Annotated in this window: 15 protein-coding genes; 4 read left to right on the top strand and 11 right to left on the bottom strand. The window is 61.5% G+C overall.

Annotation, left to right across the window (positions count from 1 at the left end; translation table 11 throughout):
- The first annotated feature begins 65 nt into the window (after window positions 1-65).
- Window positions 66-827: a hypothetical protein gene (locus O3306_RS13205; protein ID WP_272008081.1), complete on the top strand. Its 762-nt coding sequence runs from the start codon at window positions 66-68 to the stop codon at window positions 825-827.
- Window positions 828-839: 12 nt separating this feature from the next.
- Window positions 840-1,322, top strand: coding sequence for an SH3 domain-containing protein (locus tag O3306_RS13200; RefSeq protein ID WP_272008079.1), 483 nt, complete (start codon window positions 840-842; stop codon window positions 1,320-1,322).
- A 24-nt stretch (window positions 1,323-1,346) separates the two neighbouring features.
- On the opposite strand, the gene aroA is transcribed toward O3306_RS13200, so the two are convergent.
- From aroA to O3306_RS13155, 9 genes are all read right to left on the bottom strand, one after another.
- Complete coding sequence (gene aroA, locus O3306_RS13195; RefSeq protein WP_272008077.1) at window positions 1,347-2,702, bottom strand: 3-phosphoshikimate 1-carboxyvinyltransferase; 1,356 nt, start codon at window positions 2,700-2,702, stop codon at window positions 1,347-1,349.
- 70 nt (window positions 2,703-2,772) lie between these two features.
- Complete coding sequence (locus O3306_RS13190; protein WP_272008075.1) at window positions 2,773-3,144, bottom strand: RidA family protein; 372 nt, start codon at window positions 3,142-3,144, stop codon at window positions 2,773-2,775.
- Window position 3,145: 1 nt separating this feature from the next.
- Window positions 3,146-4,051, bottom strand: coding sequence for a lysophospholipid acyltransferase family protein (locus O3306_RS13185; protein WP_272008073.1), 906 nt, complete (start codon window positions 4,049-4,051; stop codon window positions 3,146-3,148).
- A gap of 36 nt (window positions 4,052-4,087) precedes the next feature.
- The gene (locus tag O3306_RS13180) at window positions 4,088-4,366 is read right to left on the bottom strand and encodes an HPr family phosphocarrier protein (RefSeq protein ID WP_272008071.1); all 279 of its coding nucleotides are present in this window, start codon (window positions 4,364-4,366) and stop codon (window positions 4,088-4,090) included.
- Between the two features lie 2 nt (window positions 4,367-4,368).
- Window positions 4,369-4,761, bottom strand: a complete 393-nt coding sequence (locus tag O3306_RS13175) for a PTS sugar transporter subunit IIA (RefSeq protein WP_272008069.1) — start codon at window positions 4,759-4,761, stop codon at window positions 4,369-4,371.
- 13 nt (window positions 4,762-4,774) lie between these two features.
- On the bottom strand, window positions 4,775-5,686 hold the full coding sequence (rapZ, locus tag O3306_RS13170) for an RNase adapter RapZ (RefSeq protein WP_272008067.1): 912 nt from the start codon (window positions 5,684-5,686) through the stop codon (window positions 4,775-4,777).
- Between the two features lie 77 nt (window positions 5,687-5,763).
- Window positions 5,764-6,210, bottom strand: a complete 447-nt coding sequence (locus O3306_RS13165; RefSeq protein ID WP_272008065.1) for an HPr kinase/phosphorylase — start codon at window positions 6,208-6,210, stop codon at window positions 5,764-5,766.
- 8 nt (window positions 6,211-6,218) lie between these two features.
- Entirely contained in the window at window positions 6,219-7,937 is a 1,719-nt protein-coding gene (locus O3306_RS13160) for a sensor histidine kinase (protein ID WP_272008063.1), read from the bottom strand.
- A 2-nt stretch (window positions 7,938-7,939) separates the two neighbouring features.
- Window positions 7,940-8,644 carry a response regulator transcription factor gene (locus O3306_RS13155; protein ID WP_272008061.1) on the bottom strand — a complete coding sequence of 235 codons (705 nt, stop codon included), beginning with the start codon at window positions 8,642-8,644 and terminating at the stop codon, window positions 7,940-7,942.
- 380 nt (window positions 8,645-9,024) lie between these two features.
- Between O3306_RS13155 and O3306_RS13150 the strand changes: the two genes are divergently transcribed.
- A complete protein-coding gene (locus O3306_RS13150; protein WP_272008059.1) occupies window positions 9,025-10,623 on the top strand; it encodes a phosphoenolpyruvate carboxykinase in 1,599 nt (532 codons plus the stop codon).
- A gap of 186 nt (window positions 10,624-10,809) precedes the next feature.
- On the opposite strand, the gene O3306_RS13145 is transcribed toward O3306_RS13150, so the two are convergent.
- Window positions 10,810-11,136 carry an AzlD domain-containing protein gene (locus O3306_RS13145; protein ID WP_272008057.1) on the bottom strand — a complete coding sequence of 109 codons (327 nt, stop codon included), beginning with the start codon at window positions 11,134-11,136 and terminating at the stop codon, window positions 10,810-10,812.
- Window positions 11,133-11,831, bottom strand: coding sequence for an AzlC family ABC transporter permease (locus O3306_RS13140; protein WP_272008055.1), 699 nt, complete (start codon window positions 11,829-11,831; stop codon window positions 11,133-11,135). The genes O3306_RS13145 and O3306_RS13140 overlap by 4 nt, the downstream gene beginning before the upstream one ends.
- Before the next feature lie 59 nt (window positions 11,832-11,890).
- On the opposite strand from O3306_RS13140, the gene O3306_RS13135 reads away from it, so the two are divergent.
- A complete protein-coding gene (locus O3306_RS13135) occupies window positions 11,891-12,787 on the top strand; it encodes a formate dehydrogenase accessory sulfurtransferase FdhD (RefSeq protein ID WP_272008053.1) in 897 nt (298 codons plus the stop codon).
- Window positions 12,788-12,848 lie beyond the last annotated feature (61 nt).

The following is a 12,848-nucleotide window of genomic DNA, read 5'->3' as shown; positions in this document are numbered from 1 at the left end:
CTTGCCAACTCAACATGCCTCCACATAAGATGGGTCCTGTCCCAGATCCCTTTCCGGTGACGAACATGCTTCTTGAACTGCCCGTATCCATGCGGCGTGTCGGCTCTGCCCTTGCATTGTCTCTTGCCAGCATTCTGACGATGACCTGCAGCGTCCATGCGGATGGGCATGACCATTCGGTTGTGCTCTGTGGTACGGATGCGGGGTTTGACCTGCAATCGCTGAATATCCTCAGCGGCACGGGGACGCCTTCCATCGACCAAGCGCTGGTGCAAGAGCTTCAGGCGCAGTCACGGTTCTTCCGGCTGCGCCCGGCATTTTTCGTCTATTCGGGCGGGATACAGAACGCGATGGCCACGCCAGAGGTTTTCCCCCAGACGCCGGGGACGGATGGCACCGTGCTCTACCAGCTGGACCTTTTGACCGAACATCTGAATTCGGCCTATTACGGCGGCTCGATCGTGGCGGGCGTCATCGCGCATGAATTCGCGCATATCATCCAGTTTTCCGACCCCGCCCTCTATCGCCGCCTATCCAAGGCGCATTCGACGGTGAAGTTCCTGGAGCTGCACGCTGATTTCATCGCCGGCTATTACATGGGGACCAAGTTCGGCCACAAGCCCGAGGATCTTGAAACCCTCGCGCGCAAGATTTTCGAACTGGGCGACAACAATTTCACCAATGTCGGCCACCACGGCACGCCCCAAGAGCGCCATGTCGCTTTGCGCGCGGGCTTTCGATTTTACACCACGAACCCAGATAGCGACATTTCCGCCGCGCTGACCGAGGGTGAAGCCTTTGTGACCAGCGTTTTCCCAGATTTCTAGAATGTGAGAGCCATGAGATATTCAATCGCCTTGTTCGCCATCCTTTTCATGTCCGCAGCGACCGCCCAGACCGGGGATGATTGTTATCCCGGCCTTGGCCTGTGCGAGGATCAGGTGACGGCCCAGATGCCACTTCCCAACAGGATCAATATCGGCACGCCCGAAGACAACGCCACGACGAACCAGGGAGGCCAATCGAACCAGAGCGGTCAGTCAAACCAGACGGGTCAATCGAACCAGAGTGGCCAGACGACGCAGGTGCCGGCCAAGCCCGCGAACCCAATCTGCGTTGTCTACGATGTGCGCCCGCCTGACGCCTGGCTGGCGCTCCGGACCGAGCCGAGTTCCAAAAGCGGCACGCGGCTCTACAAACTACCATCGGGCACGCGCATCGAGATGCTGGGCCCAAAGGAACGGGCGTGGCACCTCGTCCGGGTGCCTGACGGCACTATCGGCTGGGTATCGTGGCAGACCAAGCGTTGGATCGCGTGCTGAACCCCAGCAGCGCCGCTGCGATGTCTACGCTTGTTCGGTCCGGCTGATCCTTGCGCCCAGACCGGCCATCAGCGGTTCGAAAATCGGGAATGATGTGGCGATCGGGCTGCCGTCATCGACGCTGACCGGGGCCTGCGTTGCCATGCCCAGCACCATGAACGCCATGGCGATGCGGTGGTCCAGATGGCTGGCACAGGTGGCGCCGCCGGGGACATTGCCGTGGCCGCGCCCGTGCACGATCCACCAATCCTCGCCTTCTTCCACCTCAACGCCATTGGCGCGCAGGCCGACCGCCATAGCGTCGATCCGGTCGCTTTCCTTGACGCGCAGTTCCTTGACCCCGCGCATGACGGTCGGGCCGTCGGCAAAGGCGGCAACAACCGACAGAACCGGGTATTCGTCGATCATGCTGGCGGCACGGGCCGGGTCAACTTCGATCCCCTTGAGATCCGGCGAGAAACGCGCGCGCAGATCGGCCACCGGCTCGCCGCCTTCAAGGCGCTCGTTCTCATAGCTGAGGTCCGCGCCCATCTCGCGCAGCGTCGTGAAGAGGCCCGCGCGCGTTGGATTGAGGCCGATGCCAGGCACCAGCACGTCAGAGCCTTCGACGATCAGCGCGGCACAGACGGGAAAGGCCGCCGATGACGGGTCGCGCGGCACGGCAATGGTCTGCGGCTGCAACTCTGGCTGGCCGGTGAGGGTGATCACCCGGCCGGCTTCTGTTTCTTCGGTGCTAATCTGCGCGCCAAAGCCCGCCAGCATACGCTCGCTGTGGTCGCGGGTTGCTTCGCGTTCGATCACCACGGTCTGTCCGGGCGCGTTCAGCCCCGCCAGAAGCACCGCGGATTTGACCTGAGCTGACGGTACCGGCACCTCGTAGCGCACCGGCACCGGGTCCGCCGCGCCAACGATGGTCATTGGCAACCGCCCGCCCTCACGCCCCACGCTGCGTGCGCCAAACAGCGCCAGCGGGCCAGTGACCCGCGCCATCGGGCGCCCGTTAAGCGAGGCGTCGCCGGTAAACGTCACGGTGATCGGCGAGGTCGCCATGGCGCCCATGATCAGCCGCACACCGGTGCCCGAATTGCCACAGTCGATAACGTGATCGGGTTCGGCAAATCCCCCCGTGCCGACGCCATGCACCGACCATGTGCCGCCGCCATGATCGATGACCTCGGCACCGAAGGCGCGCATGGCGCGGGCCGTGTCCAGCACGTCCTCGCCCTCGAGCAGACCCGTGATGCGGGTCTCACCCAATGCCATCGCCCCCAGGATCAGCGACCGGTGCGAGATGGATTTGTCGCCCGGCACCTCCGCAGTGCCCGTAAGCGGGCCGCATTTCGCGGAAGACATGGGGATGGGGCTGCCGTGACCAGACATTTGCGCGTGCCTTTCGAAAAACGGAGGAGGCAGGCCGGGGCGGAACCCCGGCCATTGGTCGTTATGTCGCTTAGCGGCCGCCCGCTTGCGAACCGTCACAGGCCGCGACGATGATTACTTCGACCAGATATTCCGGCGTGGCCAGCTTGGCTTCGCCGCAGGCGCGGGTCGGAGCGTTGCCCTCGGGCACCCAGGCATCCCAAACTTCGTTCATCTCGGCGAAATCAGCCATGTCGGCCATCCAGATGGTGGCCTGCAGGATGCGGGTCTTGTCACTTCCGGCCTCGGCCAGCAGAGCTTCCACATTCGCCAGGCAGGTGCGGGTCTGATCGGCGACGCTGTCACCGGCATTGCCCACCTGCCCCGCCAGATAGACGACATCGCCATGCTTGACGATCTGGCTCATGCGTTGGTTGGTGTGGCTGCGGGTAATCATGGTCATATTATTTTTCCTTTGTTGAGGTTGGGTTGTTCTTGCCCAGCGATAGAGTGTGTTCGCGCAGCCAGGTCATGAAACCGCGCGGATCGTTATCGAGCATCTTCATGCGCTCGGCGCTGATCGGCGCACCGACGACCGGCTTCTGCGGGCGGTTACAGCTGTGCACCACCTCGTGCAAGAGCAATCCCTGCCGCAGCGTCGCCGATATGCGATTGGCAATCTGGTACCAGCGGCTGTTGCAACCGGGAAAATAGATCGGCACCACCGTGGCGCCTGACCGGCGAATCATCTGCGCGGTAAAGACGTTCCATTCCCGCTCGATCGCGGGGCCGAGAAACGTGTCCGAATTGGCCACGACACCCGAGGGAAAGACACTGATCAGCCCGCCTTCCTTCAGGTGGGCCATTGCCTTGGCGCGCATTTCGACTGATTTGCGCTGCGCGTCCGGCTCGTGCGGGAACGGGACCGAAATCATGTAGCTGGCCGCGACCTCGTCAATGCCTGTCAGCAGGGCGCGCGTCAGGATCTTGTAATCGGTACGGCGCCGGCCAATCAGATCGGCCAGGATCATGCCGTCCACCAGCCCATGCGGATGGTTGGCAACCGCCACCACCGGCCCCTCAAGCGGGATGTTCAGCAGCTCGCTGTCCGGGGTGAGCAGGTCAATGCCCATGGTGCCCAACGCAGCGCGCCAGAACGGCTGGCCGGTGGGCGCGCCGCGTTTCTCGAAAGTGCGGATCATCCGCAGGATCGTCAGCTTGCCGGTGAACAGCTCGATCGCGCGGATCGCAAAGGCCGTCAGAGGTTTATCAAAGGAATTGGCATAGGTCAGGCTGCGACGGTCATACTTGGTAAATTTCACCGTCCCGGCAGGCACCTCGCCCTTCCGATCATCACTTTGCTTCTCCACTAGGACAGTCCCACCTCGTCCGGCGCCAGTCAGCGCTTACATATCTTCTCCGAAGCGACTCGCGACCAGCGTCGTGATGGCATCCACCAGCGCCCCGGCATCGGGGCCGCGCGTTTCAAGTTCAATAGTGGTTCCATTGGCGGCTGCCAACATCAAAAGCCCCATAATGCTGTCACCACTAGCCGATTGACCATCGTGGAAAACTTCGGCAGTGGCATCGAAACCTTCGACCACTTCCACGAATTTGGCGGCCGCACGGGCGTGCAGGCCTTTCACGTTCACGATTTCCAGCGGACGTCTGATTGCGTCGGACATGGTTATTTCACCGATATGTTCTGGCTGTCTAAATATTTGCGCCCGGCATTGAGCGCCTGGCGTACGGCTTCGGGCAATGGCTTATCCCGACTTTTCGCCAATTTTATCAGTAATGGCAAGTTTGCCCCGTAAACAATCCGGCGGCCCTTTGGCTGGCAGGCCTTGAGCGACAGGTTCGATGGCGATCCACCGAACATGTCGGTGACGACCACGACCCCGGTCCCAGTGTCCACATCTTCTGCGGCGGCGCATATTTCAGCTTGCTTGGCACCACGATCATGGTCGGCTTCGATGGTGATCGCGCGCATTCCGGGCTGCGGGCCGACAACATGCTCTATTGCAGCCATATACTCACGCGCGAGGCCGCCGTGCGCCACGATGACGATCCCGATCAAGGCTTACACCCCTTTACCGTCCGCCGGTATCTTTCGGATTGTCCGAAGTTCCGGCGGCGCGACGTTCCAATTCCCGATGCCTAGTTGACACCTGCCAGCCCGCCTCTGCAAGGGCCGCAGTCAAAGATTCTGCGATTGCAACCGACCGGTGCTGACCGCCGGTGCATCCAAGCGCGATCGAGAGGTAGGATTTGCCCTCGGCCTCGTAAGCGGGCAGCAACAATTGCACCAGGTCGAGCAATTTTGCCTTGAACGGCTCGCAGAGCGGATCACCGGCCACATAGGCGGCCACCTCGGGGTCGCGCCCGTCAAGCGCGCGCAGCGACGGCTGCCAGTAGGGATTGCGCAGGAACCGGCAATCCAGCACGAGGTCGGCACTGCGCGGCAGGCCACGCTTGTAAGAAAACGAATGCACCGAAACCGCGAGGGCGCGCCCGGTGGTTGGGCCGAACCAATCGGTCAACGCCGCGCGCAATTCATGCGGGCTGAGTTCGGAGGTATCGATCAGCAGGTCGGCCCGTGCCCGGATCGGGCCAAGCAGATCGAATTCGCGCTCGATGCCGGCCCGCGCGCTTTCGTCAGGGGCCAGCGGATGGCGTCGGCGCGTCTCTGAAAAGCGGCGCAGCAGGACTTCGGCACTACAATCAATATAGAGCAGTTGCATCTTTCTGTCCGCGATCCGGTCCAACTGGTCGATCGCCTCGATCAGGGCGTGGGTGGAAAAATCGCGGTTGCGCGCGTCCACACCCAGCGCCAGCGGCCGTGTCGGGATCGGATCGCCCATCAGGCGCGGCAACAGCGACAACGGCAGGTTGTCGATCGCCTCATAGCCCATATCCTCCAACGCGCGAATCGCCGTGGTGCGGCCCGCGCCGGACGGGCCGGTCACTAATACAAGGGATGGCGCGCTCTGCGTTTGCGACATTTGAGATGCTCCATCAAAGCAATAGGTGACGCTTAAACGTCACTCATATCACGCCCGGCGAAACATGCATCAACAGGTTACGCCGAACGTCCCTCTATAAGGTATAGCTTGAGCGCGGCGGGAAAATGGGCCGCATCGATTTTTCGCACAACAGGAAGCGAAATCCCGCAAATGTGATCGGTGTGAAACTGTGGCAGGCGTTCGGTCTCATCGTGATCCATGTCGACGATCAGCGCCACCGCGCATGGCGGGGCGACGGGCGCCTTCAGAATACCGACGCCGCGCGCCTCAATCTGGCCCAGGATCGCCTCTGGTCCGGCGGCCATCAGCCTCGTCCCTGCCCGCCACAGGCACGTCCGGTCATCCGCGACCAATCGGGCGCCAAGCCCGATCATTTTCAGCGCAAGTGACGACTTCCCGCTCCCGCTCCGGCCCCGGATCAACAGCGCCCGCCCCTCCAGCGCAATGCAGCTTGCGTGCACGGTGATGGCATTCGGGGGGATGGTGCGTTTGGGCGCGCCCATATCGTTTGTCAGACAGGCAGGCCGACGACGAACCGCGCGCCGAGCGGGTCCGAGGTGATATCCGCGTCGGTCGGGCGAATGTTTTCGGCCCAGATCACGCCGCCATGCGCCTCGACGATCTGCTTGGAGATCGCCAAGCCCAGCCCTGAATTATTGCCGAAATCCTTGGCATCGCGATGCGAATAGAACCGCTGGAAAATCTTGGTCAGCGCCTGATCGGGAATGCCCGGCCCGGTATCCTCGACCACGACCAGCACCCGGTTTTCGCGGCGCCGTGCCCAGATGCGGATCGCATCGCCATCTTCGCAAAAGCTTGTCGCGTTCGAGATCAGGTTGACGAACACCTGTGCCAGCCGCGCTTCCAATCCGCTGATCACGATCGCTTCCTTGGGGAAATCGGTGATGAAATCGATGCCCTTACCCCGTGCCTCTTCGCCCAGATATTGGCCAAGGTTGCGCAGCATGGTCAGCAGATCGAAGGCTTCCTCCTCTTCCTTGACCAACTCGCTGTCAAGGCGCGAGGCGTTCGATATGTCGCTGACCAGCCGATCAAGGCGGCGCACGTCATGTTCGATCACATCCAGCAGTTTCTCGCGCTGATCCTCGCGCTTGGCGACGCGCATGGTGCCCACGGCAGAGCGTAGCGAGGCGAGCGGGTTCTTGATCTCGTGCGCCACGTCGGCGGCAAATTGTTCGTTGCTGTCGATCCGGTTGTAGAGCGCCCCGACCATGCCGCGCAATGCGCCGCTGAGACGACCGATCTCATCGGGACGCGCGGTCAGGTCGGGAATGCGAATACGCCCCTGCCCGTGTTTGCCGCGATTGCGCGCGCCGCCGATCTCGGCAGCGGCGGCCAGATCGGCCAACGGATGTGCAATGGTCGATGCCAGGATCAGGCTGAGGCCGATGGAGACCAGCGTCGCGATGATGAACATCTGCAACACGCGCTCGCGCTCGGCCATCACCAGCTTGTCAATCTCGCCCGTCGGGCTGACCAGAGCAACCATGCCGATGGCCCGCCCGTCATGTTCGATCGGCGTGGCAACGGAAAAGACCGTTCCCCCGGCAACTTCGCCCGATGAAACCTGCGTTCCGGCTGTCAGAACCAGCGGCACCTGGGCGCGCACGGTGTTCTCGAGGCTCTGCCTCGGTGGGGGATTGCGCGAGATGAACGGAGCGGACACCCAGCCCCAGACCTTGCTCAGCGCATCGGTGATAAGCGTGGGATGCTCGACCGCGCGGTCGTCGGTGCGCGCCTGCTTGCCCACCACATGCCCGGCCAGATTGCCACCTGCGTCGAACACGAACACTTCGGCGCCCTTAAGGATATCGAGCCCTGCCAGCGTCTCTTGTACGTCGATGCCGTCGCCGGTCACCAGATTCACCGGCGCGGATGAGGGCAATTGCGCCTCGAACACGTCGGCCACCAGTTCGGCCTCGCCCCTCAGGCCGTTGGCGCGTTGCTGCGCCAGCCCGTCGCGCGAGGAATTGAGGTAGAGAATGCCCGCGACCAGGATATTGAGCGCGATCAGGTTGAAGGTGATGATCTTGCGCGTCAGGGGCGAAGAGCGGAGCGAGGTCATCCCGCGCCGCGCGCGCCGCGCGCGCACTTCTTCCTCTACGCTGTCCGGGGCGACAAAATCTTCGCCCAGAACCACATCTCCATCCCGGCCTTTGGCAGGTCGGTGTGCCGTGTCACGCACGTTGATCCCCTCGACCAGAGCCACGGTTATTCTTCGTTATATCTGTAGCCTATACCGTAGAGTGTCTCAATTGCCGAGAATTCGCTATCGACCGAGCGCAGCTTCTTGCGCAGGCGCTTGATGTGGCTGTCGATGGTACGGTCATCCACGTAAACCTGATCGTCATAGGCCACGTCCATCAGCTGATCGCGGGATTTTACGAAACCAGGGCGCTGCGCGAGGGCCTGAAGCAAAAGGAATTCGGTCACGGTAAGCGACACGTCCTGGTTTTTCCAGCTGACCGCGTGGCGCAGCGGGTCCATCCGCAATTCGCCGCGTTCGATGACCTTGCCCTCTTCGGCTTCGCTGGCAGGCAGGGTGCCGTCGATCGCATCCTTACGGCGCAGCAATGCGCGAATGCGCTCGACCAGAAGCCGTTGCGAGAACGGCTTTTTCACGTAATCGTCCGCGCCCATGCGCAGACCGAGAACTTCGTCGATCTCGTCATCCTTGGAGGTGAGAAAGATCACCGGCATCGAGGATTTCTGCCGCAGGCGCTGCAACAGGTCCATCCCGTCCATCCGCGGCATCTTGATATCAAGAACCGCCATATCGGGGAGTTTCTTGCTAAATGCGTCAAAGGCCTGCTGGCCATCATTGTAGGTTTCAACCTCGAAACCTTCGGCTTCAAGGGTCATGGAAACCGATGTCAGAATATTCCTGTCATCGTCCACAAGGGCGATCTTCGACATTGGTGCTGTCCTTGTACTGCTCGGGTTATTGTTGTTTTTTTCACTATATGGGCCGGTTTCTTCTTTACAATCAATCCAAAACTGCGAATCAGGCCACATTCCCTCCACATTTGGGCCATAAAATCGTGAAGGATGGCTAAAATGCCGCGCCCGAATAGGTCGCATTTGCCACAATCCGGCGTCGCTCCGCCGATGCGGCGCACTGGTTGCGCTAACGTCATCTTGGTTGCGCTAACTGCGTAAAAGCGGCCTGTTCATTTGCAGAAACGTCATGTTAAGACGCGGCCAACCGGGTGCAGAACACCGTACATTACGACGGGCCAACCTGTACCCCCGATAGCCGCCGAACTCGGCGATGACCCAAATTGGAGACATACGGGATGACTATGGGACGGGTAAATCCGAGCTTTCGACTTGAGGATCAGGGCATCAGCGGACTTGCTGAAGTACACTACAACCTGATCGAAGCGGCGCTGGTAGAAGCCGCGCTGAAAAACGGCGAAGGCACGCTGGGCCGTGGCGGCGCCTTCCTAGTTTCGACTGGTAAGTTCACCGGACGCTCTCCCAAGGACAAGCATGTTGTCGTGACCGATGGCGTCAAGGACACCATCTGGTGGGACAACAATGCCCCGATGTCTACTGAAGGGTTCGATGCACTTTTCAACGACATGATCGCGCACATGCAAGGCGGTCGCCTTTACGTGCAGGATCTGGTCGGTGGTGCCGATCCCGCACATTCGATCAAGGTTCGCATGGTGACCGAACTGGCTTGGCACGGCCTTTTCAGCCGTCACTTGCTGCGCCGTCCTGATCGCGACACGCTAGAGCATTTCATCGCCGACTATACCGTCATCAACTGCCCCAGCTTCAAAGCGGACCCGAAAAAGCACGATTGCCGCTCTGATACGGTGATTGCGATGAATTTCGAGCGCAAGATCATCCTGATCGGCGGCACGGAATACGCGGGCGAGAACAAGAAATCGGTCTTTTCGCTGCTCAACTACCTGTTGCCCGAAAAAGGCATCATGCCGATGCACTGCTCGGCCAACCACGCCAAGGGCAACCCGGTCGATACCGCGATCTTCTTTGGCCTGTCGGGCACCGGCAAGACGACCCTGTCGGCAGACCCTGACCGCACGTTGATCGGCGACGACGAACATGGCTGGTCAGATCGTGGAACCTTCAACTTCGAGGGTGGCTGCTATGCCAAGACGATCAACCTCAACCCCGAGGCCGAACCCGAGATTTATGCGACCACCAGCAAGTTCAGCACGGTGATCGAGAACATGGTGTTCGACGAGGAAACGAGGGAACTCGATTTCGAGGATGACAGCCTGACAGCCAACACGCGCTGCGCCTATCCGCTGGAATACATCTCGAACGCATCCAGCACGGCCATCGGCGGGCACCCCAAGAACATCATCATGCTGACCTGCGATGCTTTCGGCGTATTGCCCCCCATCGCGCGGCTGACCCCGGCACAGGCGATGTATCACTTCCTGTCTGGCTTCACCTCCAAGGTAGCCGGCACCGAGCGCGGCGTGACCGAGCCGGAGCCGACATTCTCGACCTGCTTCGGTGCGCCCTTCATGCCGCGCCGCCCCGAGGTCTACGGCAACCTGCTGCGCGCCAAGATCGCCAAGCACGGCGCAACCTGCTGGCTGGTCAACACCGGCTGGACCGGCGGCGCCTACGGCACTGGTTCGCGTATGCCGATCAAGGCCACCCGTGCGCTGCTGACCGCAGCCCTCGACGGGTCGCTCAACACCGTGGAATTCCGCAAGGACCCGAATTTCGGCTTCGAGGTGCCAAAGGACGCTCCGGGCGTACCAACCGTACTGCTGGACCCGCGCCGGACATGGGACAAGCCGGACTCGTATGATCGTCAGGCGGCCAAGCTGGTCGACATGTTCTCGAAGAATTTCGAGCAGTATGTTCCCTATATCGACGACGACGTGAAAGCAGCCGCCATCGGCTAAGTCACTTCTCGATCTTTCGGGCCAAAGCCGACCGGTTTTGGCCCGAAAGTCAGGGCGTCAGATCATTTCGCCCATTTGCTGAATGTCGCCACGGCGGTCACCGAGATGCAGAAGAGCGGCACCGCCGCCAACTGATCGGTACGCCCCCCCCGGCACACGCGATCTAGGCTCGGACCTGCTCGCGCCTCAGCCCATCAGCCAGAAACCCAAATAGAGCGCCCCGCCCCCGGCAAGGACGGACCCGATCACGCTGCGGGTTTTCCACGCGACCACCGTGGCGGCCAGCGCGGCCATCAGGCGCGGCGGATCGATCTGCCCGCCCGTCGCGGGCGGCCACAGAACCAGCGGTGCAATCAGCGCCGGAAGCACGGCTACGGCAGTATAGCGCAGGTGCCTCAGCAGCCACACGGGCAAGGACCGGTTGCCGACCAACCCGATAAAGACGAAGCGAAGCAGGAAACTGCCGAAGCCCAATGCCAGGATCACGGTCCACAGGGAAAACTTGTCGATCATGACAATTCTATCCTTCGTTCGATTTCAGCGCCGACGGCCATGCCGATCATTCCTGAAACGATGATCCCCAGCGAATAGGGCAACCACGTCAGCAATAGCGACGCAACGATCCCCGTCAATGCGGCGGCGCGGTGCGCACCGGTGCGCATCATCGGCACGACCAAAGCAATGAACGTGATGGGGACCGCGAAATCCAGCGCCAGTTCAGGCGGGATTGCCTCGCCCACCAGCGCGCCGACACCGGTGAAAACGATCCAGTTCGGCATGATCGGGGTCGCCGCGCCAAAGTAGAAGGCCAGTCGCTGGCGCAGTGTCCAATGCGGATTCTCCTCGAAGGCAGAAACCGAGCAGGCATAGGTCTGATCGACGACGCAATACGCCACCGCCAACCGCACCGGCAGGGATGCAGACCCCAGATGCGGTGTCAGGGCCGCCGAATACATTGCCAGCCGCAGGTTCACCGTCAGGGCTGCCGCAACCACGATCACCGTCGGTACATGCTCGGTGAGCAATTGCAGCGCAGTGAATTGTGCCGCCCCGGCGAGGGCGAGCGTAGACATTACCAGCGCCTCAACGATGTCCAGCCCGGCCTCGGTGGCGACGACACCGAAAAGCACGCCGAAGGGGGCAAGGATAATGATAAACGGAAGCCCGGCCGCGATGCCTTGCCTGTAGGGAGATTTGGTGCTTTGCATGTGGAGGGTCCGTTCCAGCCGAGTTCCCACCGCCTACCCTGAAACCGAAGGAGGCACAATTGCCGCCCCGCCCCAAATCTGACGCCAATACCGCCGCCTATCTCATCGCCCCAAATCCCGCCGCGCCGGGGTTGACGCGGGCGGTTCAGGGCACCGATCACGAGGGGCTGACCCAGACGATCAACGTGATCGAGGAACGCCCGCTGACGATCTTTCTCAATGCGCAGGAAATCGTGACGGCGATGACCATCGGCGACTATCCCGAATATCTGGCACTGGGGTTCCTGCGCAACCAGGGCATGCTGCAGGACGACGAAGCGGTGTTGCGTGTCGATTACGACGAAGAGCTGGAGACCGTGGTGGTGCGCACTGATGGGAAGACCACCTACGAGGAGAAGCTGAAGAAGAAGACCCGCACCAGCGGCTGTGCTGTCGGCACCGTCTTTGGCGACATGATGGAGGGATTGGAAGGGGTGCAATTGCCCGACTCGCGCGTGAAAACCTCTGATCTCTACGCGCTGGCGCATCTCATCAACCGAACCCCGTCACTCTATCTGGAAGCGGGCGCGATCCACGGCACCGTGCTCTGCGAAGGGGCGCGGCCACTGGTCTATATGGAGGATGTCGGGCGGCATAACGCGGTGGACAAGATCGCCGGATGGATGCTGTCCGAAGGTGTGAGCGCGCAAGACAAGCTGCTCTATACCACCGGGCGACTGACCTCCGAAATGGTGATCAAGACCGCGTTGATGGGCATCCCGGTACTCGCCTCGCGCTCGGGCTTTACCGCATGGGGGGTCGAGATTGCGCAACAGGTCGGTTTGACATTGATCGGGCGGATGCGTGGCCAGCGGTTCATCTGCCTGAGCGGCGAGTCCCGGCTGGTCCGCGACGCCGATCCTGCGCATGTTGTGGAGGAAGACCGCAAACATCGACGCAAGGGGGCGGACCAATGACAGCAGATTCCGCAAATCTCTGCACGATAAGCCACCGGGACAGCGTTTGTTTTTCTGCGCC

This window comes from Roseovarius sp. ZX-A-9, assembly GCF_028369135.1.
In the GTDB taxonomy this organism is placed as follows: Bacteria; Pseudomonadota; Alphaproteobacteria; order Rhodobacterales; family Rhodobacteraceae; genus Roseovarius.
This window is presented reverse-complemented; position numbering and strand designations above follow the sequence as displayed.